The 24032-nt window shown below is 71.8% G+C and carries 26 protein-coding genes; 14 read left to right on the forward strand and 12 right to left on the reverse strand.

Annotated elements, in window-relative coordinates; translation table 11 throughout:
• Positions 1-55 precede the first annotated feature (55 nt).
• Together AB0F10_RS03270 and AB0F10_RS03275 are read right to left on the reverse strand one after the other, a co-directional pair.
• Positions 56-634 (reverse strand): Fic family protein, encoded by a 579-nt coding sequence (locus AB0F10_RS03270; protein ID WP_360620171.1) that lies wholly within the window; start codon positions 632-634, stop codon positions 56-58.
• Positions 631-948, reverse strand: coding sequence for an antitoxin VbhA family protein (locus AB0F10_RS03275; RefSeq protein ID WP_360620172.1), 318 nt, complete (start codon positions 946-948; stop codon positions 631-633). The genes AB0F10_RS03270 and AB0F10_RS03275 overlap by 4 nt, the downstream gene beginning before the upstream one ends.
• Positions 949-1036: 88 nt before the next feature.
• On the opposite strand from AB0F10_RS03275, the gene AB0F10_RS03280 reads away from it, so the two are divergent.
• On the forward strand, positions 1037-1612 hold the full coding sequence (locus AB0F10_RS03280) for an HhH-GPD-type base excision DNA repair protein (RefSeq protein ID WP_360620173.1): 576 nt from the start codon (positions 1037-1039) through the stop codon (positions 1610-1612).
• 7 nt (positions 1613-1619) lie between these two features.
• On the opposite strand, the gene AB0F10_RS03285 is transcribed toward AB0F10_RS03280, so the two are convergent.
• On the reverse strand, positions 1620-3989 hold the full coding sequence (locus AB0F10_RS03285; protein WP_360620174.1) for a bifunctional diguanylate cyclase/phosphodiesterase: 2370 nt from the start codon (positions 3987-3989) through the stop codon (positions 1620-1622).
• Between the two features lie 120 nt (positions 3990-4109).
• On the opposite strand from AB0F10_RS03285, the gene AB0F10_RS03290 reads away from it, so the two are divergent.
• Positions 4110-4460 carry a DUF3099 domain-containing protein gene (locus AB0F10_RS03290; RefSeq protein WP_360620175.1) on the forward strand — a complete coding sequence of 117 codons (351 nt, stop codon included), beginning with the start codon at positions 4110-4112 and terminating at the stop codon, positions 4458-4460.
• On the opposite strand, the gene AB0F10_RS03295 is transcribed toward AB0F10_RS03290, so the two are convergent.
• Together AB0F10_RS03295 and AB0F10_RS03300 are read right to left on the reverse strand one after the other, a co-directional pair.
• The gene (locus AB0F10_RS03295) at positions 4457-5344 is read right to left on the reverse strand and encodes a PfkB family carbohydrate kinase (protein WP_360620176.1); all 888 of its coding nucleotides are present in this window, start codon (positions 5342-5344) and stop codon (positions 4457-4459) included. The two genes, AB0F10_RS03290 and AB0F10_RS03295, sit on opposite strands and share 4 nt — an antisense overlap.
• Positions 5341-6288 (reverse strand): pseudouridine-5'-phosphate glycosidase, encoded by a 948-nt coding sequence (locus AB0F10_RS03300; protein WP_360620210.1) that lies wholly within the window; start codon positions 6286-6288, stop codon positions 5341-5343. The genes AB0F10_RS03295 and AB0F10_RS03300 overlap by 4 nt, the downstream gene beginning before the upstream one ends.
• Before the next feature lie 183 nt (positions 6289-6471).
• On the opposite strand from AB0F10_RS03300, the gene AB0F10_RS03305 reads away from it, so the two are divergent.
• From AB0F10_RS03305 to AB0F10_RS03315, 3 genes are all read left to right on the forward strand, one after another.
• Positions 6472-6690 carry a DUF3039 domain-containing protein gene (locus tag AB0F10_RS03305; RefSeq protein ID WP_203765641.1) on the forward strand — a complete coding sequence of 73 codons (219 nt, stop codon included), beginning with the start codon at positions 6472-6474 and terminating at the stop codon, positions 6688-6690.
• Positions 6691-6706: 16 nt separating this feature from the next.
• Positions 6707-7321 carry a TRIC cation channel family protein gene (locus AB0F10_RS03310; RefSeq protein ID WP_360620177.1) on the forward strand — a complete coding sequence of 205 codons (615 nt, stop codon included), beginning with the start codon at positions 6707-6709 and terminating at the stop codon, positions 7319-7321.
• Between the two features lie 92 nt (positions 7322-7413).
• Positions 7414-9135 (forward strand): DEAD/DEAH box helicase, encoded by a 1722-nt coding sequence (locus AB0F10_RS03315; RefSeq protein WP_360620178.1) that lies wholly within the window; start codon positions 7414-7416, stop codon positions 9133-9135.
• 81 nt (positions 9136-9216) lie between these two features.
• Here AB0F10_RS03315 and AB0F10_RS03320 read toward each other — a convergent pair whose 3' ends face one another.
• Both AB0F10_RS03320 and AB0F10_RS03325 read right to left on the reverse strand, forming a co-directional pair.
• Positions 9217-9456: a hypothetical protein gene (locus AB0F10_RS03320; RefSeq protein WP_360217520.1), complete on the reverse strand. Its 240-nt coding sequence runs from the start codon at positions 9454-9456 to the stop codon at positions 9217-9219.
• Between the two features lie 290 nt (positions 9457-9746).
• The gene (locus AB0F10_RS03325) at positions 9747-11318 is read right to left on the reverse strand and encodes an RNA polymerase sigma factor (RefSeq protein ID WP_360620179.1); all 1572 of its coding nucleotides are present in this window, start codon (positions 11316-11318) and stop codon (positions 9747-9749) included.
• A 272-nt stretch (positions 11319-11590) separates the two neighbouring features.
• Between AB0F10_RS03325 and AB0F10_RS03330 the strand changes: the two genes are divergently transcribed.
• Positions 11591-12415, forward strand: coding sequence for an inositol monophosphatase family protein (locus AB0F10_RS03330; protein WP_360620180.1), 825 nt, complete (start codon positions 11591-11593; stop codon positions 12413-12415).
• Positions 12416-12419: 4 nt separating this feature from the next.
• On the opposite strand, the gene AB0F10_RS03335 is transcribed toward AB0F10_RS03330, so the two are convergent.
• Complete coding sequence (locus AB0F10_RS03335) at positions 12420-12956, reverse strand: LytR C-terminal domain-containing protein (RefSeq protein ID WP_360620181.1); 537 nt, start codon at positions 12954-12956, stop codon at positions 12420-12422.
• A gap of 387 nt (positions 12957-13343) precedes the next feature.
• Here AB0F10_RS03335 and AB0F10_RS03340 point away from each other — a divergent pair, with 387 nt between their 5' ends.
• Together AB0F10_RS03340 and AB0F10_RS03345 are read left to right on the forward strand one after the other, a co-directional pair.
• Positions 13344-13640 (forward strand): DUF4193 domain-containing protein, encoded by a 297-nt coding sequence (locus tag AB0F10_RS03340; RefSeq protein ID WP_023561654.1) that lies wholly within the window; start codon positions 13344-13346, stop codon positions 13638-13640.
• Positions 13641-13797: 157 nt separating this feature from the next.
• The gene (locus tag AB0F10_RS03345; RefSeq protein ID WP_360620182.1) at positions 13798-14646 is read left to right on the forward strand and encodes a hypothetical protein; all 849 of its coding nucleotides are present in this window, start codon (positions 13798-13800) and stop codon (positions 14644-14646) included.
• Here AB0F10_RS03345 and AB0F10_RS03350 read toward each other — a convergent pair.
• The gene (locus AB0F10_RS03350) at positions 14636-15121 is read right to left on the reverse strand and encodes a DUF3093 domain-containing protein (RefSeq protein ID WP_360620183.1); all 486 of its coding nucleotides are present in this window, start codon (positions 15119-15121) and stop codon (positions 14636-14638) included. The genes AB0F10_RS03345 and AB0F10_RS03350 overlap by 11 nt on opposite strands.
• A 92-nt stretch (positions 15122-15213) precedes the next feature.
• On the opposite strand from AB0F10_RS03350, the gene dut reads away from it, so the two are divergent.
• The 4 genes from dut (at position 15214) to AB0F10_RS03370 (ending at position 17736) form a co-directional block, all read left to right on the forward strand.
• A complete protein-coding gene (gene dut / locus AB0F10_RS03355) occupies positions 15214-15690 on the forward strand; it encodes a dUTP diphosphatase (protein ID WP_360620184.1) in 477 nt (158 codons plus the stop codon).
• A gap of 22 nt (positions 15691-15712) precedes the next feature.
• Complete coding sequence (locus tag AB0F10_RS03360; protein ID WP_360620185.1) at positions 15713-16414, forward strand: DUF3710 domain-containing protein; 702 nt, start codon at positions 15713-15715, stop codon at positions 16412-16414.
• Positions 16415-16558: 144 nt separating this feature from the next.
• Positions 16559-16939, forward strand: coding sequence for an OB-fold nucleic acid binding domain-containing protein (locus tag AB0F10_RS03365; RefSeq protein ID WP_354722231.1), 381 nt, complete (start codon positions 16559-16561; stop codon positions 16937-16939).
• Positions 16936-17736 carry a DUF3159 domain-containing protein gene (locus AB0F10_RS03370; RefSeq protein WP_360620186.1) on the forward strand — a complete coding sequence of 267 codons (801 nt, stop codon included), beginning with the start codon at positions 16936-16938 and terminating at the stop codon, positions 17734-17736. The genes AB0F10_RS03365 and AB0F10_RS03370 overlap by 4 nt, the downstream gene beginning before the upstream one ends.
• Here AB0F10_RS03370 and AB0F10_RS03375 read toward each other — a convergent pair.
• Positions 17733-18413 carry a TrkA family potassium uptake protein gene (locus tag AB0F10_RS03375; protein WP_360620211.1) on the reverse strand — a complete coding sequence of 227 codons (681 nt, stop codon included), beginning with the start codon at positions 18411-18413 and terminating at the stop codon, positions 17733-17735. The genes AB0F10_RS03370 and AB0F10_RS03375 overlap by 4 nt on opposite strands.
• Positions 18410-19075: a TrkA family potassium uptake protein gene (locus AB0F10_RS03380; protein ID WP_360620187.1), complete on the reverse strand. Its 666-nt coding sequence runs from the start codon at positions 19073-19075 to the stop codon at positions 18410-18412. Before AB0F10_RS03380 ends, AB0F10_RS03375 begins: the two co-directional genes overlap by 4 nt.
• A gap of 58 nt (positions 19076-19133) precedes the next feature.
• Here AB0F10_RS03380 and AB0F10_RS03385 point away from each other — a divergent pair, with 58 nt between their 5' ends.
• Together AB0F10_RS03385 and AB0F10_RS03390 are read left to right on the forward strand one after the other, a co-directional pair.
• Positions 19134-21257: an APC family permease gene (locus AB0F10_RS03385; RefSeq protein ID WP_360620212.1), complete on the forward strand. Its 2124-nt coding sequence runs from the start codon at positions 19134-19136 to the stop codon at positions 21255-21257.
• Complete coding sequence (locus AB0F10_RS03390) at positions 21254-22546, forward strand: TRAM domain-containing protein (RefSeq protein WP_360620188.1); 1293 nt, start codon at positions 21254-21256, stop codon at positions 22544-22546. The genes AB0F10_RS03385 and AB0F10_RS03390 overlap by 4 nt, the downstream gene beginning before the upstream one ends.
• Here the strand turns inward: AB0F10_RS03390 and AB0F10_RS03395 are convergent.
• Entirely contained in the window at positions 22543-23910 is a 1368-nt protein-coding gene (locus AB0F10_RS03395) for a cation:dicarboxylate symporter family transporter (RefSeq protein ID WP_360620189.1), read from the reverse strand. The two genes, AB0F10_RS03390 and AB0F10_RS03395, sit on opposite strands and share 4 nt — an antisense overlap.
• Between the last annotated feature and the right edge of the window lie 122 nt (positions 23911-24032).

The following is a 24032-nucleotide window of genomic DNA, read 5'->3' on the forward strand; positions in this document are numbered from 1 at the left end:
GGACTGCCGGGGCCGCCCGGGACCGCCGGGACCGCCAGGGCCGTGGGCGTGGAGGTCACCACGGCCTGACCATGCCCTCGAACATGAGGACCAGAGGCCTGGCGTCGCCGTGCAGCGCGGCGGCCGACGCCGCGTCGTTCTCCGTCGCGTTGAGCTCGCTCCAGGCGATCCGCCGGCCGGCGTCCCGGGCCAGCTGCCCGAGGAAGGCGCGCTGAGTCCGGCCGTTGCCCTCGCGAAACGGATGGATCGCGTTGATCTCGCCGTAGTAATGCGCCAGCCGGGCGACGAAGGCCGCCCGGGTCAGCCCGGCGAGCCTGCCCTCCGCGGCGAGAGCGGCGAAGACGCCGGCGGCTTGCGACTCGATGAAGGGCCACCGGCAGAACACGTCCCGCGGAGTCCGGGCGATGTCGACCGTCCGGATCCGACCGGCCCAGGCGTAGACGGCTCCGAAGATCTGCCGGTGGAATCGCCGCAGGTGGTCGAGGTCGTAGGCGCCGGGCAGCGGATGGACCGAGAGGTGCAGCAGGGCGGCGAGGGTCAGGTCCGCCTCAGCCTGGCTGAGCGCCGCCGCGGAGGTGATGCCGAGCTTGTTGACGAGGACGCCGTCGACGACGTAGGGGTCCTCGCCGATCACGCGCGGTGGTATGCCAGCAGCATGGCCTCCATCTGGCCCGCGGTGATGCGGCCCTGTGCGAACAGGCCGGCCAGCTCGGTCGCCACCGAGGATGGCTGCAGCCCCTCGGCTCGCAAGGATCCGACCGCGTCGTCGACCGCCCGCTCGCGCTCGCCGCAGAGCTCGTCGTAGACCCGGACCGGCAGCAGCACGCCGACCGCCTTGCGGTGCGCGCCGAGGAACACCGAATCGGCGGAGCCTCGGCTGAACCCGGCCAGCAGGTCGGGTAGCTGCTTGCGCGCCTCCGCGACGCCGAGCACATCCTGACGTGTCATGCCCTCAATGGTACAAGAACATGTACAACTTTATCGGCCCGGCGACGGGCGAGCACCACTTCCCCGGGCCGGGTAGCAAGATGGGCGCATGACGTTCTCGTTGCCCATCGACGCCGAGGCCAACGCACTGCTCGACCGCGACCCGCTGGCGGTGCTGATCGGCCTGACCCTCGATCAGCAGATCACCATGGAGAAGGCGTTCACCTCGCCGTACGTGCTCGCGCAGCGTCTCGGGCACGACCCGACGGCGGCGGAGCTCGCCGGCTTCGACCTCGACGAGCTGATCGCGATCTTCGCGAAGCCGCCGGCGCTGCATCGCTTCCCGAAGGCCATGGCCGCGCGCGTGCAGGACGTCTGCCGGGTGCTGGTCGACCGGTACGACGGGGACGCGGCCGCCCTCTGGCGGGACGTGCCGACCGGGGCCGAGCTGTACAAGCGGATCTTCGCGCTGCCGGGCTTCGGCAAGCAGAAGGCCCAGATCTTCGTCGCGCTGCTCGGCAAGCAGTACGGCGTGCAGCCTCCCGGCTGGCGCGCGGCCGCCGGCGGCTACGGCGAGGAGGACTCGTACCGGTCGGTCGCGGACATCGTCGACGACGATTCCCTGGCCCGGGTCCGGGCGAACAAGAAGCAGATGAAGGCCGAGGCGAGGGCGGCGAAGGCCTGACCTGTGGTCAGGAGGCGGACGCGGCGGCCAGCATCTCGATCAGCTCCGCCGGCGGCAGCGGCCGGGCGAAGAGGTAGCCCTGGCCGATGCCGCAGCCCAGCGTCTGCAGCTCCGCCGCCTGCGCGGTCGTCTCGATGCCCTCGGCGACGGTCGTCAGGTGCAGGACCTGGCTGAGCCGCAACACCGCCTCGGTGATGCCCGAGCCCTCCGGCGTGCCGTTCAGCTCGGCCACGAAGCTGCGGTCGATCTTGAGGATGTCCACCGGCAGCCGGGTCAGGTAGTGCAGCGACGAGTAGCCGGTGCCGAAGTCGTCGATGGCCACCCGGATGCCGTGCCCGCGGAACTCGCTCAGCATCGCGATGCCCGTGCTCTCGTCGACGAGCGCCGACTCGGTGATCTCCAGGACCAGCCGCTCCGGCGCCAGCCCGGTGCGCGCCAGCACGTCGAGCACGTCCCGTACGAGCATCGGCTCCTGCAGCTGCCGGGGCGACAGGTTGACACTGACGTAGAGGCCGTCCCAGTTCGCGACCTGGCGGCACGCCGTCTCGAGCACGAACAGGCCGATCCTCGCGATCGTGCCGCTGCGCTCGGCGATCGGGATGAACTGCGCCGGCGGCACCTGGCCCAGCCGTGGGTGATTCCAGCGGACCAGCGCCTCGACGCCGACCGGGCGGCTGCCGGCGAGGTCGACCAGCGGCTGGTAGAGCAGGTGCAGCTCGCCGCGGTCGAGCGCGCCGGCCAGGTCTTCGGCGAGCTGGGCGTCCGCGGCGCGCCGGTCGACCATCGACGGGTCGTACAGCTGAACGCCGTGGGTGCCGAGGTGCTTGGCCTGGTACATGGCGACGTCGGCGCGGCGCAGCAGCTCCTTCGGGATGTCGCCGTCCCGCCCGGTGGCCACGCCGACGCTGGCCCGCACGGCGACGGTGTCGTCGCCGAGCCGCAGCGGCACGGCGGCGGCCGTCGCGAGGATGCGCTGCGCGGCCGCGACCGCGTCCCGCGCCTCGGCCACGTCGGTGACCAGGACCACGAACTCGTCCCCGCCGATCCGGGCGGCCACGTCCCCGGTACGCAGACCGCCGAGCAGAATCCGCGCGAACGCGGCCAGCATCGCGTCGCCGGCCGCGTGCCCGTACGCGTCGTTGACCAGCTTGAAGTCGTCCAGGTCGATGAGCAGCAGCGCGATGTCCGCGCGTTCGCTCACCACCTCGGCGAGCGCGGCGTCCAGCCCGGCGCGGTTGGCCAGGCCGGTCAGCGAGTCGTGCAGGGCCAGCCGTTCGAGTTCGAGCTCGCGCTCGCGCAGCCGCGTCTCGACCTCCTGGCGGCGCACGATGTCGCCGCGCAGCGCGGCGGTCGCGGCGTCGACCTTGCTCATCGCCCGGTTGCGGGCACCGGCGAGCAGGGCGATCAGCAGGGTGAGCAGCAGGGTGATCGTCATCGCCACCGCCAGCGTGTCCGCGACGAGCCCCCGGTCGGTCTCCTTCAGCAGCTGCTGGGTCGGCCGCACCGAGAGCTCCCAGGTGCGCAGCCCGGCGTAGACGTGGACGACCCGGTCGAGCGCCGTGGGGCGGTGGCCGGTCGCCGGGCCGGTGGCGCCGGCGATGGCCTGCCCGGCACTGGCGGCGGGATCGTCGAGGTCGGCGGTCACGGCGCCGTGCGCATGGGTACGCAGCGTCTCCGCGAGCAGGTCGCGGCCGTGCACGCCCAGCGTGAGCCAGCCCCGGGTGCCGCCGCCGATGTGCTGGATCGGCACCGCGAACAGGAACGAGAGCTGCCGTTGCGCCGAGGGCAGCGAACGGTCCTCGAGCAGCACGTGCGGCCGGCTGACCGCGAAGCCGTTCACGAGCGTGGATTCCCGCATGGTCTCGATGGCCTCGGCGCTCATGGACAGGTCCGTCCCGGCCTCGACGGGTACGCCGTTGAAGGGACGGGTGATGACCGTGAAGGCGTGCCGGATCCCGGTCCCGGCCGGCCGCAGCGTGAGGCCGCGCTCGCCGAGCCCGCGCCAGTACTTCTGCACGTCGGCGATCCCGCTGTCGGGCGCGGCGACGACGAAACCGAGCGTGGTGGCTCCGGGCAGGCCGCGGTGACTGACCTTGTCGGTGATCCAGTCGAAGTCGTCGGCGGTCAGGTCGGTTTGTGCGCCCAGCGAGACGGACAGGTCGGTGAGCGTGTCGCCGTACCGTTGGACCTCGGTCATGATCGCCCGGGAGATGTCGCTGGTGTAGCGGTCCATGAGCTGGGCCGCGTCGCGCCGCTCGGCGTCGCCGGCGCTGCGCGCGGCGGCCCACGAGCCGGCGCAGCCGAGGACGGCGACCACGACGACCAGGGCGACGCCCGACAGGCGTCGCCGGTTCGACCTCAGCAGCCTCGCCCGCACGGGCTTGATGATCGGTAACCCGGCCCGCTTCTGTAGGTGTTCCGGTTCGCCGGTGTCGGGCCTGCGGTGGTCGTGACGCCGGCCGCAGTGCGAGGATGGGCGGGTCGATCGGAGGCACGGGTGAAGAAGCAGCCGGAGCGGCCGGTGTTGATCACCGACGCCGCCCGCAGCCAGAGCGATCAGCTGCGCAGCCGCCAGATCCGCTACGTGACCATGATGAGCATGCGCGCCGTCTGCCTGATCCTGGGCGCGATCCTGATCAGCGTGAAGCCGCCGCTGCTGCCGCTCTGGCTGATCCTCTGCGCGGCCGGCATGGTCTTCCTGCCCTGGGCGGCGGTGCTGATCGCCAACGACCGCCCGCCCAAGAGCAGGAAGAACCCGGCGGTGGCCCCCACGGCCAACCCGCAGCGGGTCCTCCCCGCGGAGTCGGCCGAGGAGACCGGACACCGCACCATCGACGTCGAGCCTTAGGACGCTGGGCGTCCGCCGAGGGTCTGCACGGCCAGGGCGCCGAGTTCGGTGCCGGCGGTGAGCGCGGCGTCCGGGCCGGCGCCGGAACACCACGCGGTGAGCAGGCCGGCCGCGAAGGCGTCACCGGCCCCGGTCGGATCGAGCGCCGGTACGGGCGCGGCCGCGATCGAGCGCATCGTCCCGTCCGGGGTGCCCCAGACGGCACCGTCCGGGCCGAGCTTGATCACCACGTTGCCCGCGTACGCGGTCAGGTGTGCCGCCTGCTGCCGCGGGCTTCCGGCGCCCACGAGCACCTCCGCCTCGTCGGAGTTGCACAGCAGCACGTCGGTGCCGCGTACGAGATCGAGGAAGGCCTCGGCGCCCAGCCGCCGCAGCGGGTCCGCGGAGGCCACGTCGACGCTGGTGGTCAGGCCGCGCTCGGCGGCCGCGGTCAGCGCGGCGACGCCGGCGGCCCGCGAGCCCGCGTGCAGCAGCGGATAGCCGGAGAGGTGCAGGTGGGTGGCGCCCGGGGCGGCCTTGACCGCCGCCGCGACGTCCGCCGGGCTCAGCAGCAGCGCCGCGCCCCGGTCGGTGATCATCGTGCGCTCGTGTGCCGAGCTCAGCACGACGACGCTGCCGGTCACCGCGCCGGGGTGCGCGCGCACCGTGCAGCGGACCCCGAGCGCGATCAGTTCGGCGATCCGCTCCCGGCCGGCGTGGTCGCCGCCGACGGCGGCGACCAGCGTCACACCGGAACCGGCCCGGGCGAGCCAGGCGGCGGTGTTGGCCGCCTGCCCGCCTCCGCCGACGGTGATCCGCGCCGAGGTGTCCGAGCCGACGGCGATGTTGCCGGCGTGGGTCACGAGCACGTCGGTGACCAGGTCGCCGACGACCAGGACGGTCATCCGGGCAGCGCGAAGCCGAGGGCGGCGGGCGCCGGCGTCGCGGCCACCGCGATCCGGGCGGCCAGCGCCGCGTTGCGCAGGATGATCCGGACGTTGACCTCCAGGCTCCGGCCGTGCGTGCTGCCGTGGAAGTGCGCCAGCAGGAACGGCGTGACGGCCTTGCCGGTGATGCCGTCGCGGGCGAGCAGCTCGAGGCCCTCGGCGAGGGTGCGGTCGTGCACCTCCGGGTCGAGTTGCTCGTCGGCGGGCAGCGGGTTGCCGAGCACCAGCGCGCCGGCGCCGACCTCCTGGTCCGCGCGGGCGGCCATCACGTCGGCGACCTGGCTTGGCGTGTCCAGCTTCCAGTCGACGTCGAAGCCGCCGTCGGTGACGAAGAAGCCCGGGAAGCGGTAGGTGCCGTAGCCCGCGACGGAGACGCCGAGGGTTTCCAGCCGCTCCAGCGTCGCGCCGACGTCGAGGATCGACTTGACCCCGGCACAGACCACGACGATCGGGGTACGCGCCAGCGTGGTCAGGTCGTTCGACTCGTCGAAGGTCGCGTTGGCCTCGCGGTGCACGCCGCCGAGGCCGCCGGTGGCGAAGACGCCGATGCCGGCCGCCGCCGCGATCGCGCTGGTGGCGGCGACGGTGGTCGCGCCGTCGACGCCGGTGGCCGCCGCGACGGCGAGATCACGGACGGAGAGCTTTGCCACACCGTCGGCGCCGGCGAGCTGCTCGATCTGCGGGTCCTCGAGGCCCACGATCAGTTCGCCGCCGATCATCCCGATCGTGGCGGGAACGGCGCCGTTGTCGCGTACGGTCTGCTCGATCTCGCGGGCCACCCGCAGGTTGTCGGGCCGGGGCAGGCCGTGCGAGACGATCGTGCTCTCCAGCGCCACCACCGGACGGCCGTCGCGGCGCGCCCGGGTCACGTGGTCGCCGTAACGGATGGCGAAGCGGCCCATCTGCCGCGTGGAATCGGTCACGATGGCAACGGTACGGTGCCGTGCTGATCCGTTGTCGTTGGACCGACCAGGCGTGAGGTGTCAGACTTGTGGGTTGGAGCTTCTTCCGCGCTGACCGGGGGGCACGCGGGTCGACCCCAGCTTTGTTGGGCACAGTCTTGAGACTCATGAAGGGCAGATGCCGTGAGCACGCAGATTCTGGAGCGTCCGGAGACCAAGGACGCCGACACCGGTCCCGAGATGTTCCACTACGTGCGCAAGGAGAAGATCGCCGAGAGTGCCGTTATGGGCACCTTCGTGATCGCTCTGTGCGGGGAGAAGTTTCCCGTGACCAAGTCGCCGAAGCCGGGCTCGCCGGTATGCCCGCAGTGCAAGGAGATCTACGAGTCGATGAAGCACTGATCCTCGGGGTCTCCTCGTGACCGGCAGCCACAGCCTGCTGGTCGCGGACCTGATCGGTGTTGCCGCCTTCGCGGCGTCCGGCGCCAGCGCCGCCGTCGCGAAGCGGCTCGACCTGTTCGGCGTCGGCTTCGTCGGCTTCGTGGCGGCGCTCGGCGGCGGCATCCTGCGCGATCTCGTGATCGGGTCGGTGCCACCGCTGGCCTTCTCCGACTGGCGTTACGCCGTCACCACCGTGTTCGTGTCGGTGGCGGTCTTCTATCTGCACCCGCAGTTCAACCGGCTGCGGCGCATGGTCCTGCTGCTCGACGCCGCCGGGCTGGGGCTGTTCACCGTCACCGGCACCCTGAAGGCCCTGGGCGCCGGGGTGCCGCCGGTCGGTTCCTGCCTGGTGGGGATGCTCACAGCCATCGGCGGCGGCCTCGCCCGCGATCTGCTCACCGGTGAGATCCCGGTGGTGCTGCAGCGCGACATCTACGCGGTGGTCGCCCTCGGCGGCGCGGCCGTCGTCACCGCGCTGACCTGGCTGCACATGGCCGGGAAGGTCCCGCTGGCGGTCGCCGTGCTGGTGATGACCGGCGTCCGGCTGCTCGCGTTGTACCGGCGGTGGTCGGCCCCGGTGGCGGCGCCGTGACCGGCGGATGTCGTAGGCCGCCGCTATGCTGGGTCCCGCCTCCGCGGCTGTTGCGCGGGGGCGCATTTGTGAGTCGAGAGGATCGTCGCAGCTTGAGTCCGCCTCTGCCGAACCTGGAGACCTTCCCAGCGCTACGCGCCTGGCAACGTAAGGCACTGGTCGAATACCTGCGCCGGCGCAGCCCCGACTTCATGGCGGTCGCGACCCCCGGCGCCGGCAAGACCACCTTCGCCCTGCGCATCGCGGCCGAGTTGCTCGCCGACGGCACGGTCGACGCGATCACCGTGGTCTGCCCGACCGAGCACCTGAAGACCCAGTGGTCGCAGGCGGCGGCCCGGGTCGGCATCCAGCTGGACCCGTCGTTCCGCAACTCGGACGTGCACTCGTCCAGCGACTTCCACGGCGCCGTCCTGACCTACGCGCAGGTCGGCATGGCGCCGGCGGTGCACCGGCGGCGCACCATGACCCGCCCGACGATGGTCATCCTCGACGAGATCCACCACGCCGGCGACTCCCGCACCTGGGGCGACGGCGTGAAGTCGGCCTTCGAGGAGGCCGAGCGCCGGCTGATGCTCACCGGCACCCCGTTCCGGTCCGACGACAACCCGATCCCGTTCGTCGCCTACGAGCGCGGCCAGGACGGCCTGCAGCGCTCCCGCTCCGACTCGATCTACGGCTACTCCGACGCGCTGCGCGACGGCGTCGTGCGCCCGGTCATCTTCCTGGCCTATTCCGGCGAGACCCGGTGGCGCACCAGCGCGGGCGACGAGCTGGCGGCCCGCCTCGGCGAGCCGATGACCAAGGACCTGGTCGCGCAGGCCTGGCGCACGGCCCTGGACCACCGCGGCGACTGGATGCCGCAGGTGCTCAAGGCGGCAGACGCGCGACTCTCCCGGCTGCGCGAGAACGGCATGCCCGACGCGGGCGGCCTCGTCATCGCGAGCGACCAGCAGACCGCCCGGGCCTACGCGAAACTGATCAGCGAGATCAGCGGCGAGCCGGCCGTGGTGGTCCTCTCCGACGACCAGGGCGCCTCGGCGCGGATCGCCTCGTTCGCGCTCTCGGAGCAGCGCTGGATGGTCGCGGTGCGGATGGTCTCGGAGGGCGTCGACATCCCCCGCCTGGCCGTCGGCGTCTACGCGACCAGCGCCTCGACCCCGCTCTACTTCGCGCAGGCGATCGGCCGCTTCGTGCGCGCCCGGGTCACCGGCGAGACGGCCACGGTGTTCGTGCCGAGCGTGCCGCACCTGCTGGGCCTCGCCAGCGAGATGGAGGCCGAGCGCGACCACATCCTCGGCGCGCCCAAGGACCCGGACGGCCTTGACGACGCCCTGCTCGAGCGCGCCCAGCGCGCGGAGGACGCCGAGGGCGAGCTGGACAAGCGCTTCGAGGCGCTCTCGGCCACCGCCGAGCTCGACCAGGTGATCTTCGACGGCACCTCGTTCGGCACGGGTGCCCGCACCGGCACGCCCGAGGAGGAGGAATACCTGGGCCTTCCGGGCCTCCTGACGCCCGATCAGGTCGTCGTTCTGCTGAACCGGCGGCAGAGTGAGCAAGTGGCCGCCCAGAAGCGGCAGAAGGCCGCTGAGCCGGTTTCGGCCGATCGCGAGCCGGTCGTCGTGCTGAGCGCGGGGGAGCGGCGCAACAGCCTCCGCCGCCGGCTGAACACCCTCGTGGCGGCGCACCACCACCGCACCGACCTGCCGCACGGCAAGATCCACGCCGAGCTCCGCCGGCTCTGCGGCGGTCCGCCGAGCGCCCAGGCGACGATCGAGCAGCTCGAGGAGCGCATCGCCACCATCCAGACGCTCTGACGTCTCGGCCTGGGCGGCCCCGATCGGGGACACGAAAAAGGGGCGTCCCACGCGGAACGCCCCTTTTGGTTGCTGAGGGGATTAGTTGGAGTTAGACATCATGTCCGCGCCGCGCCAAACGAACTCCGGGTCCGCCACGTACTGAACCGTGATCTTCACCAGGTCCTCGGCGTACCTGTTGGCGTGGTGTCCGCAGAACACCAGCTCGCTGCCACCAGCCAGGGTCAAACGGAGCTTCCCGGCTGCATTGCAGCGGTCGCACCGTTCATCGGCTGCTGTTCCGGCCACCGTTCCCGCCGGCGGCGTGAGAGTCGGGGTCATCGCCTTCCTCCTCTGGTCGTCACCGATGAACATGTTCCTCGGCTACTGCTCACCCATCGTGCAACACCTTTGGCCGTTGCAGCCTTCCCACTGTGTCCCGGGGGGACCCAAGTCACACGTGGTCGGGCTAGTGTGCCGTGCTCCAAGGGTGCCACGTCAACGATCACTTCTGCACTACGGCCTGTTCACCACCGAACGATGTACGGGTGGTGACCAAACAGGCACGGACTGTTGACTGGATGGGTCGCCATCCAGTATTGATCAAGATGTCCGTGCCTGCAACGAACCCCTTAGTCCAGGTAATCGCGCAGAACCTGCGACCGCGACGGGTGTCGCAACTTTGACATCGTCTTCGACTCGATCTGCCGGATGCGCTCGCGGGTGACGCCGTAGACCTGGCCGATCTCGTCCAGCGTGCGCGGCTGGCCGTCGGTCAGGCCGAAGCGCAGCCGGACCACGCCGGCCTCGCGCTCGGAGAGCGTCTGCAGCACCTGCTGGAGCTGGTCCTGCAGAAGCGAGAACGAGACCGCGTCGACCGCGACGACCGCCTCGGAGTCCTCGATGAAGTCGCCGAGCTGGCTGTCGCCCTCGTCGCCGATGGTCTGGTCCAGCGAGATGGGCTCCCGAGCGTACTGCTGGATCTCGAGGACCTTCTCCGGGGTGATGTCCATCTCTTTGGCCAGCTCTTCCGGAGTGGGCTCGCGGCCCAGGTCCTGGAGCAGCTCACGCTGTATGCGGCCGAGCTTGTTGATGACCTCCACCATGTGCACCGGGATGCGGATGGTGCGGGCCTGGTCGGCCATGGCGCGGGTGATGGCCTGGCGGATCCACCAGGTGGCGTAGGTGGAGAACTTGTAGCCCTTGGTGTAGTCGAACTTCTCGACCGCGCGGATCAGGCCCAGGTTGCCCTCCTGGATCAGGTCCAGGAACGCCATGCCGCGGCCCGTGTAGCGCTTGGCCAGCGAGACGACCAGTCGCAGGTTGGCCTCGAGCAGGTGGTTCTTGGCCCGCTCGCCGTCCCGGCCGATCCAGCGCAGGTCGCGCTCGAACGTGCGGTCGAGCTTCTCCTCGCCGTCGTCGCAGGCGCGCAGCCGCTCGGCCGCGTAGAGCCCGGCCTCGATCCGCTTGGCGAGCTCGACCTCCTGCTCGGCGTTCAGCAGGGGGACCTTGCCGATCTGCTTCAGGTAGGCGCGGACCGAGTCGGCGGACGCGGTCAGCTCGGCGTCGCGGCGCGCCTGCTTGAGCGCCTCCGACTCCTCGTCGTCCCACTCGAAGTCGCCGTCGGTCGCGGTCGCGGCCGCGTCGGTGGCGGCGGCCTTGACCATGGCGGCCGGCTCCTCCACGACGACGTCCTCGATCGCGGCGGCGAGCTCCTCGGGATCGATCTCCTCGCCGTCGGCGGGACCCTCGCCGGGCTTCGCGGCCTTGGCCGCGGTCGCCTTGGTCGCGGTGCCGGTCGCCTTGCGCGGTGCGGCGGCCTTCCGGGCGGGAGCGGCCTTCTTGGCGGCCGTGGCACCGGCGGGGGCGTCGTCGTCCGCACCGGGCTGCTTGGGCGCCGGTGCGGCCTTCTTCGCCGCCGGTGGGCGGGTCGCCTTGGCCGTGGTGGCCTTGGAGGCGGGCGTCGCGGCGCGGGCGGCGGAGACCCGGCGGCGGGTGCTCGCCGATCCGTCGACGACGACCGTGACCCCCGCGTCCACGAGGGCGCGGAGGATCTTCTTGGCCTGGGCCGGCGTCACCTCGGCGGACTCGACCGTCTGCACGACCTCGGCTGACGTGATCTGCCCGCCCGCACCCTGAGCATGGGCGATCAGGGCCTCGGTGAGAGAGCGAACGTCGGCACCGGTCTGGTGGGCTTCTGTCACGAATGACCTTCCGGAGGGCGATGAAACACGGCCGTGTGCCCAGCGCAGCGCGCGGCGGAACGAGGCTGGCCGGTGTGGTGTGGGAGCCCTCGGGACGCGGACGGGCCCGCTGGCGGCTGTCCGTGAAGCGTGGGCAGGGGTGAATTGTAGCGCCGTCCGGCGAGATCCTCCCGCCGCAGCACGCCACCGGCACGCCGCGGGTGCTCCCGAGGGGGTCGGAGAGCTCGAGGTAGGCGCTTGCCGGGAGAATGATATCGGCTGAGAGGACGGTCATGGTGACTGTGGAAACCGGGGCATCGACGCCGGACGTACTGCTCGGGATGGCCGTACGGATCGCCCGGGAGGCGGCCGCGACCGCCCGGCGGATGCGGGCCGAGGCGATCACCGACGTGCGGACCAAGAGCACCGACACCGACGTGGTGACGGCGGCCGATCGCGCGGTCGAGCGGCAGGTGGTCGACGCGCTGGCCGCCGAGCGCCCGCAGGACGGCGTGCTCGGCGAGGAGTACGGCACCTCCGCCACCGCGTCCGCCGGGGCCGTGCGGTGGATCCTGGACCCCATCGACGGCACCGTGAACTACCTCTACGGCCTGCCGCTGTACGCGGTCTCGCTCGCCGCCGAGGTGGACGGCGTCGTGGTGGCGGGCGTGGTGTGCAACGCGGCCACCGGCGACGAGTGGACGGCCACCCTCGGCGGCGGCGCCTGGCGGGACGGCCGGCGGCTGAGCGGCTCGGTGCGTACCGGACTCGACCAGACGCTGCTCGGCACCGGGTTCGGTTACGACCCGGCGCGGCGCGCGCATCAGGGCGCGGTGCTGGCCGCCCTGATCACCCGGGTCCGTGACATCCGGCGCCTCGGCGCGGCCTCGATCGACCTCTGCCTGGCGGCGGAGGGTGCCCTGGACGCCTACTTCGAGAAGGGGCTGAACCCGTGGGACCACGCCGCGGGCGGCCTGATCGCCGCCGAGGCCGGCCTGCGCGTGTCCGGGCTCGACGGCGCCGCCGCGGGCGTGGACATGCTCGTGGCGGCCCCGCCGGCGCTCTTCGACGCCCTGCACGACGCGCTCGTGGAACTGGACGCCGCCGGTGGCCCCTAGGACGTCAGGAGTCCTTCTTCGGCGCGACGCACGCGCCGACCGGCAGCTCGGGCTCGCCGAGCTCGACCAGCGACTGGTTGACCTCGGTGGTGGTGGCGAGCTGCTGGAAATTGCGGCCGACGATGATGTCGACGACCGCGCCCTTGCGCTTGGCGTCGTACTGCACGTCGGCCTGGTTCAGGAAGAACGCCCGCAGCAGCCACGCCGAGCCGACCGCCTCGGGGCCGTAACGCATGACCGCGACGCCGTCGATCTTCTTCTTGTTCTCGCCCGGCTTCTGCGCCTTGAAGCGCCGGTTCTTGAACTCGGTGGTGACTCTGTCGGCGAGGCCGGGGGTCTTCGTGCCGTTGAAGACCCGGACGGTGACCTGCTCCGGATCGTCCGGCAGGGTCACGTCGGCCATCACCGAACCGTCGGGGCAGCCGCCGCCGGCGACCGCGTCGCCCTGGGTGTCGCGGACGAGGGCCACAACGACGAAGACCACCGCTGCCACGGCGAGCACGCCGACCACAACGAGTGCTCGGACGCGGGCAAAGCTCATGGAACAGGCTCCCGGGATCAGCTCGATCGGCCACCGTCCAGTACCGGACGGGGTATGCGGTGAGGTTAGCGTCTGCCCGCCATGCCTGCGGAAAGAGGGAATGTTCCCGGCGCGCCGACGATGATCCACGCGCTCCTGCCCCTACCTTGATGTCGCCTCAGTCACATCGGGAACAATTGGCCGCCCGCGCGCGTACAAGCCACGCACGGGGGCGGTAAGGTGCCGCGTTTGCCGGGGCAGTTTCACGAGGGGGTGGGGGCGCCTCGGCGGACTGGCGGTCCCGGCTGTTCAGGCTCGGGAGAAAAGTCCGCCGGAACCGGGAACCGAAACGTCGTCGCGGGCGTTACTTACGCCAAGTGACACATCGATACAGGAGAGTGAAAACCGATGGCCACCGACTACGACGCCCCGCGTCGCGACGAGGTCGACCTCGGCGAGGACAGCCTCGAGGAGCTCAAGGCCCGCCGCGCCGACTCGCAGTCGGGCGCAGTGGACGTCGACGAGGTCGAGGTGGCGGAGAGCTTCGAGCTCCCCGGTGCCGACCTGGCCGACGAGGAACTGACCGTCAAGGTGCTGCCGATGCAGACCGACGAGTTCCGCTGCGCCCGTTGTTTCCTCGTGCATCACCGCAGCCAGCTCGCGGTAGAGCGCAACGGGGAACTGATCTGCCGCGAGTGCGCCTGACCGGCGCGCTCGCGAGCAGTACCCCCCGGCCGTCGCCGACGGCCGGGTTACGTACCGACCCCTGATCCCGGTGGCCCGTTTGACGGGTCGTCTTAACTGGGTAACAACCCTGACCGGGTATCGCAGAGATCCGACAGTGGATGCGGGGAGGTCGACGATGAGCCGCCCAGACGACGACTCGGCACAGTCCGACGACCAGGGGCGTGAGCTCATCAAGGTCGATCCCGCCGAGACGGCCGACGGTGCCGCCGCCGGCTCGGGCATCGGCGCCACCGTGGCCGCCCTCTCCGCGGACGACCTGGAGCCCGCCAAGCGCCGGCACCTGCTCGCCCGGCTCGTCGGCGACGTACGCCGGCGCGGGCCGGGCAGGCTGTTCCGGCCCGGTTCCGCCATGCGCTGGATGACCGAGGTGGTGGCGGACATCGCGCCGCACGTGCCGGTCCGCGATCTCGCCACCCTGCGCCGCCACTACGACGGCCTGGAGGGCGACGCGCTCGCCGAGCGCCTCGTCCGCAACGCCTCCCGGGCGGCGGCCGGCGTCGGCGCGGCCGGCGGCGGCGTGGCCTCGCTCGAGTGGGCCGCCGCGCCGACCCTGCTCTCCGTGCCGGTCCTGCTGGCCGCGGAGACCGTCGCCGTGGTCAGCATCGAGCTCAAGCTCGTCGGCGAGCTGCACGAGGTCTACGGCCGGCCGGTGGCGGGCAGCGCCATGCAGCGCGCGTCCGCGCTCATCCAGTCCTGGGCCGGCCAGCGCGGAGTGAACCCGTTCGTGCCCGGCATCGGCGTCGCCACGGTGCTCGGCACCACGGCCCGCCGGGAGCTGCAGGGCACGCTGCTGCGCCGCTTCGGGCGCAATCTGACCACCCTGGGACCGATGCTCACCGGCGCGGCCGTGGCGAGCTATCTGAACCGGCGCGCGACCCTGCGCCTGGGCGAGCAGGTCGTCAAGGATCTGCGGCGGCTCGGCCCGGCGGTCATCGACGCCGAGCGCCGGGAGCTCAGCTCCTAGCGCGCAGCAGGGCGGTCGCCAGCTCGACCGGGCGCCGGGTGCTGACCACCCAGAACGGCGTCGGGTCGGCCGGGTCGTCGAGCAGCACCTGCACCGCGCCCTTGATCCACGGGCGCTGCACCACGAACGCCAGCGGGTGCGAGCCGACGCCGAGCACCTCGCGCTTGCCGTCGGCGTCAAGCGGCACCACGTCGGCGATCACGCTCAGCGGCAGCCGCGCGTCGTCGACCTGGAACTCGGTCCGGGTCACCGCGACCCGGATCCGGTCCGCGCGCCACAGCAGCAGCAGGGCCACCGGCAGCAGGACCGCGAACGGCACCCACGCGCGCAGGCCGGTGCCGCCCATCCAGACCTCGGCGGCGAGCAGGGCGGCGCACGCGAGCCCGGCCGGCCACGCGTACCACGGGATGCGCAGGCGCTCGGCGTACACCGGCCGGAGGGGCTCGGTGGTGCGTGCGGAGGGCTGGGCTGTCACCCTGGTTACGGTACGGCGCGCCTCCGCCCCAGAGCACGGCAGGATGGCAGGGTGGGTGCCGCTCGCCGACGAGAAACGTGAGGACGACGACCGTGACCGAGACCGTGGCCGTGCAGCTCCGCCGGCTCGACCCCGACCTGCCGCCGCCGGCCTACGCCCACCCGGGCGACGCCGGAGCCGACCTGGTCGCCGCCGAGGACGTCGAGCTGGCACCGGGCGAGCGGCGGTGCGTGCGCACGGGCATCGCCATCGCCCTTCCGGAGGGCTATGTGGGCCTCGTGCATCCGCGCTCCGGGCTGGCCGTGCGCCTCGGCGTGACCGTACTCAACGCGCCCGGTACCGTCGACGCCGGTTACCGTGGCGAAATTCTGGTGAACCTGGTCAATCACGACCCGGGTGCCACCGCGAAGATCTGCCGGGGTGACCGGATCGCCCAGCTGGTCGTGCAGCGGGTCGAGCGGGCCGTCTTCCAGGTGGTTGACGAGCTCTCCGACACCGCGCGCGGGACCGGCGGGCACGGCTCGACCGGCGGACACGTCGCCCTGCCGGCGCAGCAGAAGCAGCTCTAGATCGAAGAAGGTGGCAACGCAGATGTTCTCCCGTAAGCGCGCCGCTCCGAAGCACGTGCGCCCGGACGACGCACCCCAGTCGGCGGCGCTCGCCAAGAGCATGGGCGACGGTCCGGCGCCCGAGTTCGGCCCCTACGACGCCTCGCAGGCGCCCGACGGGGTGCAGCGACTCGACCTCGGGAGCCTGTTGATCCCGGCCGTCGAGGGCGTCGAGGTCCGGGTGCAGGCGAACCCGGACGGCGGCGTCGAGCAGATCGTGCTCGTGCACGGCAACAGCGCGCTGCAGCTCGGCGTGTTCGCCGCGCCGCGCAGCGAGGGCATCTGGGACGAGGTGCGTGCCGAGATCGCCGAGTCGATGAAGTCCGACGGCGCCGGGCCGGTGGAGCTCGACGGGCCCTACGGCGTCGAGCTCGCCGCCCGGGTCGAGACGCCCGAGGGGCCGGCGGATGTCCGGTTCGTCGGCGTGGACGGGCCGCGCTGGATGGTCCGCGCGCTCTTCCAGGGCCAGGCGGCCGCCCAGCCGAGCCAGGAGGGCGTGCTCGGCGAGTGCCTGCGCGGCCTCGTGGTGGTCCGCGACAACGAGGCCCGGCCGGTCCGTGAGGCGCTGCCGCTGCGGCTGCCCCGGGAGATGGCCGAGCAGGCGGAGGCGCAGCACGCGGGGCACGACCACGGCCCCGTGGAGCAGCAGCAACCGCCGCAGACCAACGGGCGCCACGCGCACTGACGCGAACGGCCGCCGGTGAGGTACGTCACCGGCGGCTGTTCCGGCGTACCGTGGACGGGCGGCATCTGCCCACACTGTGTGCCGTCCGCCGGGGTCCCCGCCGGTGTATTCCACGGCTTTGCCGAGGAAGGTGGCACCGAGGTCATGTCGACCGATGAGCGCACCACCGGCCTGCGCCGGTTCTTCGAACGGCTGACCGCCTCCGAGGAGGAGCTGAGCGCGCAGGAGCTGCAGCGCGACAGCGCCAAATGCGGCGCCGTGCCGGCCGGTCAGTGTCACCGCGGCGAGGTCGTCTCCGTGTCCGGACGACTGCGCACAGTGGCGTACACTCCCCGCACGAACCTGCCGACGCTCGAAGCCGATCTCTACGATGGCAGCGACGTGGTCACGCTCGTCTTCCTGGGCCGCCGCTCCATCGTCGGCATCGAACCGGGTCGTCAGCTCACCGCCCGCGGTCGCATCGCCCTGCGCGACGACCGTAAGGTCATCTACAACCCGTACTACGAGCTGGAGGCGCCCCGGTGACACCCGGCAGCGAGCCCCGTCACGCCGCGCACGAAACCGTGGAGGAGAGGGTCGCCGAGGAGTTCGTCGAGGAGCTCGACCTCCATCCGCTCAAGGAGCCCGAGCCGGAGTCGGACGAAGAGCCGTTCCCCTCGATGAGCGAGCAGATCTCCGAGCAGCTCGGCGGGGTGCGCGGGCTCATCGAGTCGAGCGTCCCGGTGCTCGCGTTCGTGCTGCTCAACGTGCTGCTCGGCGACGTCGGCCTGGACCTGGGCAAGAAGCAGGCGCTGTATTGGGCGATCGCCGGCAGCCTCGGCTCGGCGGTGGCCATCGGCATCTACCGGCTGACCCGCAAGCAGTCGGTGCGGCACGCGGTCAACGGCGTGCTCGGCGTCGCGATCGGCGCGTTCCTGGCCTGGCGCACCGGCGACGCGAAGAACTTCTACCTGCCCGGCATCCTGCTGACCCTCGGCCAGGTGGTCGTCCTGATCGGGTCGGTCGCGGTCCGCCGGCCGATCATCGGGTACGTCTGGGGCGTGCTGGCCAACGGCGGCAAGCACGACTGGTTCGACAACACCCGGCTGTTCCGCACGTTCCAGTGGCTGACCCTGGTCTGGGCGGCGTCGCTGTTCGTCCGGGCGGGCGTGCAGGGCTGGCTCTGGCTGGCCGACGAGGCGAACGCCATCGGCGTGGTGCGGATCCTGATCAGCTGGCCGATCTACGCCGCGACGTTCGCATACACCGCGTGGGCCGTGCACCGGGTGACCTCCTCGGAGACCCGGACCGAGGACGGCAAGCTGGAAGAGGCGGAAGCCTAGGCGATCTCGCGGGCGCCGCCCAGCACCACCGCGCGGACCGCGTCCTCGACCTCGGTGGTGCACACGAAGATCAGCTCGTCGCCGGCCTCCAGCGGGTCGTCGGGCGTCGGAACCAGCACCCGCTTGCCGCGCACGATGGCGACCAGCGCGGAGTCCCGCGGCAGCGGCACCGCGCGGATCGGCTTGCCCACGTACGGCGCGGTCGGCGGGAGGGTGATCTCCACCAGGTTCGCCTCGCCCTGCCGGAACGTCATGATCCGGACCAGGTCGCCGACGGTGACGGCCTCCTCGACCAGCGCGGCCATCAGGCGCGGCTTGCTGACCGAGACGTCGACGCCCCACTGCTCGGTGAAGAGCCATTCGTTCTCGGCGCGGTTGACCCGGGCGACCACCCGGTTGACCGCGAACTCCGTCTTGGCCAGCAGCGAGCAGACCAGGTTGGCCTTGTCGTCGCCGGTGGCGGCCACGACCACGTCGCAGCCGGCCACGTCGGCCTCCTCGAGGCTGCTCAGCTCGCACGCGTCGGCCAGCACCCACTCGGCCTCCGGAACCCGCTCCGGGCGCAGCTGGCGCGGCTGGCGCTCGATCAGCATCACCTGGTGGCCGTTGCCGATCAGTTCCTGGGCGATCGAGCGGCCGACGTTGCCGGCGCCCGCGATGGCGATCCGCATGGTCAGTGGCCCCCAAGCCCGGCGCTTGCCGCGCCACCCAGCACGTTATGGACGATGTCGTCGGTGACCAGCATGAAGACCTGGTCGCCGTCCTGCAACACGGTGGACGGCGTGGCCAGCGAGCCGATGCCGAAGCGCATCAGGTACGCCACCCGGGCGCCGGTGGCGTCCTCCAGCGACCGCACGGTCTGGCCGACCCAGTCGCGGTGCAGCGGCGCCTCGACGATCGACACCGAGCTGGTCGGGTCGCGGAAGACCTCGACCGTGCCCTCGGGCACCAGATGGCGCACCATCCGGTCGGCGGCCCAGCGGATCGTCGCCACCGTCGGGATGCCGAGCCGCTCGTAGACCTGGGCCCGCTTGGCGTCGTAGATGCGGGCGACGACCCGCGACACGCCGAACGTCTCGCGCGCCAGCCGGGCCGAGATGATGTTGGAGTTGTCGCCGCTGGACACGGCCGCGAACGCGTCCGCCCGTTCGATGCCGGCCGACCGCAGCACGTCGCGGTCGAAGCCGATCCCGGTGACGGTGACGCCGCCGTACTCCGCGCCCAGCCTGCGGAACGCGTCGGCGTTCTGGTCGATCACCGCGACCGAGTGGCCGCGGGCGTCGAGCTTGTGGGCCAGCGTCGAGCCGAGCCGACCGCAGCCCATGATCACCACGTGCAAGGTTTTGCGCCTTCCCGCTGGATGCGTACCTGCAGAGCGTGCCATGCGGTCGCGAGGGATGCTGGCCGGGGCGCCCGGCGGCGTGGCGGCCGCGCCCGTACCCTTGGCGCTTGTGGCAAGTTCGACGTCCCTCGCGAAGCGGTTGCTCCTTGGCCGGCCCTTCCGCTCCGACCGGCTCCAGCACACGCTGCTGCCCAAGCGCATCGCGCTACCCGTCTTCGCCTCGGACGCGCTGTCCAGCGTCGCGTACGCACCCGACGAGATCCTGCTGACGCTCTCCATCGCGGGGGCGGGCGCGTTCATCTACGCGCCGTGGGTGACGCTGGCGGTCGCGGTCGTCATGGTCACGGTCGTCGCCAGCTACCGGCAGAACGTGCACGCGTACCCCTCGGGCGGCGGCGACTACGAGGTCGCGACGGTCAACCTGGGTCCACGCTTCGGCGTCGCGGTGGCCAGCGCCCTGCTTGTCGACTACATCCTCACCGTGGCGGTGTCGGTCAGCGCCGGAGTGTCGAACCTCGGCTCCGTGGTGCCGTTCGTGGCCGAACACAAGGTCGGCATCGCGCTGACCGCGATCGTCGTGCTGGCCGCGCTCAACCTGCGCGGCCTGCGGGAGTCCGGCACCGCGTTCGCGGTGCCCACCTACCTGTTCATCGTCGTCATCGTCGGGATGATCCTCACCGGGCTGATCCGCGTCTTCGTGCTCGGCCAGGACCTGCGCGCGCCCAGCGCGGACATCATCATCGATGCCGAGAAGCACCATCTGACCAGCGTGGCCTTCGCCTTCCTGCTGTTGCGGACGTTCTCGTCCGGCTGCGCCGCGCTGACCGGCGTCGAGGCCATCTCCAACGGCGTGCCCGCCTTCAAGCCACCGAAGAGCAGGAACGCCGCCACCACGCTGATGCTGCTCGGCACCATCGCGATCCTCATGCTGGTCGGCATCGTGATGCTCGCCAAGGCGACCCACCTGCAGTACGTCGAGGATCCGGCGACGCAGATCATCGGCGGCCCGGCGAACTACGTGCAGAAGACGGTCACCGCCCAGCTCGGCGAGACGGTCTTCGGCAGCGGCTCGTTCCTGCTGCTGCTGGTCGGCGTGGTAACCGCCCTGATCCTCTTCCTCGCGGCGAACACCGCCTTCAACGGCTTCCCCGTGCTGGGCTCGATCCTCGCCCAGGACCGCTACCTGCCGCGCCAGCTGCATACCCGCGGCGACCGGCTGGCGTTCAGCAACGGGATCATCTTCCTGTCGGTGGCCGCGATGGTGCTGATCGTCGCGTTCGAGGCCGAGGTGACCCGGCTGATCCAGCTGTACATCGTGGGCGTGTTCGTGTCGTTCACGCTGTCGCAGGCCGGCATGTTGCGGCACTGGAACCGGCTGCTGAGAAACCAGCGGGACCCGAACGTGCGGCGCCAGATGTTCCGGTCCCGGGCGATCAACGGCTTCGGCATGGTGCTCACCGGCGCGGTGCTGATCGTCGTGCTGATCACCAAGTTCCTGCTCGGCGCGTGGATCGCGATCGCCGCGATGCTCGTGATCTACGCGCTCATGCTGGGCATCCGCAAGCACTACACCCGGGTCTCGGCGGAGCTGGAGCCGAGCGACGAGCGCCCGGTCCTGCCCTCGCGCAACCACGCCGTGGTGCTGGTCAGCAAGGTGCACAAGCCGACGCTGCGCGCGCTCGCGTACGCGCAGGCGACCCGGCCGGACACGCTGACGGCGGTCACGGTGAACGTCGACGACAAGGACACCCGCAAGATTCAGGACGAGTGGGAGCGCCGGCAGATCCCGGTGTCGCTGACGGTCGTGGACTCGCCCTACCGGGAGATCACCCGCCCGATCATCGACTTCGTGAAGAGCGTGCGCCGCAGCTCGCCGCGCGACGTGGTCACGGTCTTCGTGCCCGAGTACGTGGTCGGCCGCTGGTGGGAGCACCTGCTGCACAACCAGAGCGCCCTGCGGATCAAGGGCCGGCTGCTCTTCGAGCCCGGCGTGATGGTCACCAGCGTGCCGTGGCAGCTGCAATCCAGCCAGGACCGCGACCTGGATCGCCTGGACCGCGACCTGAGCCGGGCGCCGGCCCGTGGTCCGCGCACCCACCGGACGGTCGCGCCGCTCGCCGCGGTCGCCGCACAGCCCGGGCCGGCGGCGGCCACCGATTCCGAGGAAGAGCCGAAGTGACCGACGAACTGATCGAGGGCGACCGCGTCGAGGTGACGGTCGGCGCGCCGGCACACGGCGGGCACTGCGTGGCCCGCATCGGCGGCCCGCACGGCCGGGTGGTCTTCGTCCGGCACGCGCTGCCGGGGGAGCGGGTCACGGTCGAGCTCACCGAGCTGCACAAGGGCTACCTGCGCGGCGACGCGGTCGAGATCCACGAGGCCTCCGCCGACCGGGTGGCCGCGCCGTGCGCCTTCGCGCACCCCGGCGGCTGCGGCGGCTGTGATCTGCAGCACGTGGCCCCGGAGGCGCAGCTGCGCTGGAAGGCCGCCGTCGTGCGCGAGCTGCTCGGCCGGATGGGCGGCCTGAGCGGCGAGCGGATCGACGAGCTGGACGTGCGGGTGCGGCCGCTGCCGGGCGGCCCGCTCGGCTGGCGTTCCCGGGTCCGGTACGCCGTCGACGCCGCCGGACGGCCGGGCCTGCTGCAGCACCGCTCGCACCAGGTCGTACCGGTGGATCGTTGCCTGATCGCCCGCCCGGAGCTGCAGGAGCTCGGCGTGACCGGCAGGAACTGGCCCGACGCGGCGGCCGTGGAGGTGGTGGCGTCGACCGGGGGTGACGTCAGCGTCCTGACCCGGTCGGCCGGCGCGCCGGCGCTTGACCCGGCGGCCGGGGACGCGCCGGCGGACGAGGACCCCGGCGGCTCCCGCGTGCTGGTGGACGGCCCGGCCGAGGTTCGTGAGCTGGCGGCCGGGCGGGAGTGGCGGCTGCCGCCTGAGGGCTTCTGGCAGGTGCACCCCGCCGCGGCCGACACCCTGGTCACGGCCGTGCTGGAGCTGCTGCAACCGGCGCCCGGCGAGATCTCCTGGGACCTGTACGGCGGCGCGGGCCTCTTCGCCGCGGCCCTGTGCACGCGGACCGGCGCGCGCACCACGGTGGTCGAGTCGTCGCCGGAGGGCGTCGCCGCGGCGCGCACCAACCTGGCCGACCTGACCGGCGTCGAGGTGGTGTCGGCCAAGGTGGACGTGGCGCTGACCCGGCGCCGGATCACCGCGCCGGTGGACCTGGTCGTGCTGGACCCGCCGCGGGTCGGCGCGGGCGCCAAGGTGGTCCGGGCGATCGCGGCGGCGCGGCCCCGGGCGGTGGCCTACGTGGCCTGCGACCCGGCGGCGCTCGCCCGGGACGTGCAGACCTTCGCGGCCGAGGGCTGGCGGCTGGCCGAGTTGCGGGCGTACGACTGCTTCCCGATGACGCAGCACATCGAGTGCGTCGCCCTGCTGGTGCCCGAGGCGGACCGCAGGCCCGGCTAGCCGGCCTGCGCCGGGTCGGGCTCGCGGCGTTCCCGCTGCTCGGGCTCGTGCGCGTCGTGCGGATCGTCGTCGTAGGTGCGCTCGTCGAACGGCGCCGCCCCGGACAGCACCGCCCTGGCCTGCTCCTGGTCGATCTCACCGGTCCAGGTGCCGACCAGGACGGTCGCGACCGCGTTGCCGGAGAAGTTCGTCAGCGCCCGGGCCTCCGACATCAGCCGGTCGATGCCGACGATCAGGCCGACGCCGGGCACCAGCTCCGGGCGGTGGCTCTGCAGGCCGCCGGCCAGGGTCGCGAGGCCCGCACCCGTCACGCCGGCGGCGCCCTTTGACGCGAGGATCATGAAGAGCAGCAGGGAGACCTGCTCGCCGACCGACAGCGGGGCGTCCATGGCGTCGGCGATGAACAGCGACGCCATGGTCAGGTAGATCGCGGTGCCGTCGAGGTTGAACGAGTACCCGGTCGGCACCACGATGCCGACGACCGGCCGGCTCACGCCCAGGTGCCCCATCTTGGCGATCAGCCGCGGCAGCGCCGACTCCGACGACGAGGTCGACAGGATCAGCAGGAACTCGCGGGCCAGGTAGCGGAACAGCTTGAAGATCGACATGTGCGCCACCAGGCGCAGCAGCAGGCCCAGGACGACGAAGACGAAGAGGATGCAGGTGATGTAGAAGCCGACCATGATCCCGGCGAGGCTCTTGAGCGCGTCGAATCCGGTCGCGCCGACCACGGCGGCCATCGCGCCGAACGCGCCGATCGGGGCCAGCCACATCACCATCGCCAGGATCTTGAAGACCAGCCGCTGCAGCACCGCCACCACCCGGATGACCGGCTCACCCTTCTCGCCCAGCGACTGCACGGCGAAGCCCACCAGCAGCGCGACCAGCAGGGTCTGCAGCACCTCCTGGGTGGCCAGCGCGCCGAACAGCGACTCCGGGATGATGCCGAGCACGAATTCGACGCCCGACTCCGCCTCGGTGCTGACCTGGGCGGCGCCGGTGGCGGCGAGCTCCTCGTTCAGGTGCAGCCCGGCGCCCGGGTGCAGCAGGTTGCCGACCACCAGGCCGATGGTCAGTGCCACCGTCGACATGATCAGGAAGTAGCCCAGCGCCAGGCCGCCGACCCGGCCGACCTGCGCGGCCTTGCGGATCGAGCCGACCCCCAGCACGATCGTGCAGAAGATCACCGGCGCGATCATCATCTGGATCAGGGCGACGAAGCCGGTGCCCAGCGGTCGCAGGGCCTTGCCGACCTCTGGGAAGAGGAAGCCGACCGCGATGCCCAGCGCCATGGCAACCAGCACGGCGACGTAAAGGTAATGGCTGCGGTCGCGGCGTTCGGCCTTCGGCGCATCGACGGTCATGCGGTGTCTCTACCCCAAGCTGTGATCTGGGACACCTATGCGCGGGTGTGAAGATTTTGTGGAGGAGGTCTCTGTATCCGTGAGCACCGGATGCACGGAGGCGTTACGCCGATAGACTGACT

It is taken from the genome of Actinoplanes sp. NPDC026623 (assembly GCF_040638275.1).
Classification (GTDB): domain Bacteria; phylum Actinomycetota; class Actinomycetes; order Mycobacteriales; family Micromonosporaceae; genus Actinoplanes.

Bases quoted from the DNA above. Each gene is read 5' to 3' on its own strand.
- AB0F10_RS03340 (WP_023561654.1), top strand. From the start codon at position 13,344: ATGGCCACCGACTACGACGCCCCGCGTCGCGACGAGGTCGACCTCGGC.
- AB0F10_RS03365 (WP_354722231.1), top strand. From the start codon at position 16,559: ATGTCGACCGATGAGCGCACCACCGGCCTGCGCCGGTTCTTCGAACGG.
- AB0F10_RS03345 (WP_360620182.1), top strand. From the start codon at position 13,798: ATGAGCCGCCCAGACGACGACTCGGCACAGTCCGACGACCAGGGGCGT.
- AB0F10_RS03280 (WP_360620173.1), top strand. From the start codon at position 1,037: ATGACGTTCTCGTTGCCCATCGACGCCGAGGCCAACGCACTGCTCGAC.
- AB0F10_RS03275 (WP_360620172.1), bottom strand. From the start codon at position 948: ATGACACGTCAGGATGTGCTCGGCGTCGCGGAGGCGCGCAAGCAGCTA.
- AB0F10_RS03300 (WP_360620210.1), bottom strand. From the start codon at position 6,288: ATGGGCCGCTTCGCCATCCGTTACGGCGACCACGTGACCCGGGCGCGC.
- AB0F10_RS03360 (WP_360620185.1), top strand. From the start codon at position 15,713: ATGTTCTCCCGTAAGCGCGCCGCTCCGAAGCACGTGCGCCCGGACGAC.
- AB0F10_RS03395 (WP_360620189.1), bottom strand. From the start codon at position 23,910: ATGACCGTCGATGCGCCGAAGGCCGAACGCCGCGACCGCAGCCATTAC.
- AB0F10_RS03385 (WP_360620212.1), top strand. From the start codon at position 19,134: ATGCTGGCCGGGGCGCCCGGCGGCGTGGCGGCCGCGCCCGTACCCTTG.
- AB0F10_RS03295 (WP_360620176.1), bottom strand. From the start codon at position 5,344: ATGACCGTCCTGGTCGTCGGCGACCTGGTCACCGACGTGCTCGTGACC.
- AB0F10_RS03335 (WP_360620181.1), bottom strand. From the start codon at position 12,956: ATGAGCTTTGCCCGCGTCCGAGCACTCGTTGTGGTCGGCGTGCTCGCC.
- AB0F10_RS03330 (WP_360620180.1), top strand. From the start codon at position 11,591: ATGGTGACTGTGGAAACCGGGGCATCGACGCCGGACGTACTGCTCGGG.
- AB0F10_RS03320 (WP_360217520.1), bottom strand. From the start codon at position 9,456: ATGACCCCGACTCTCACGCCGCCGGCGGGAACGGTGGCCGGAACAGCA.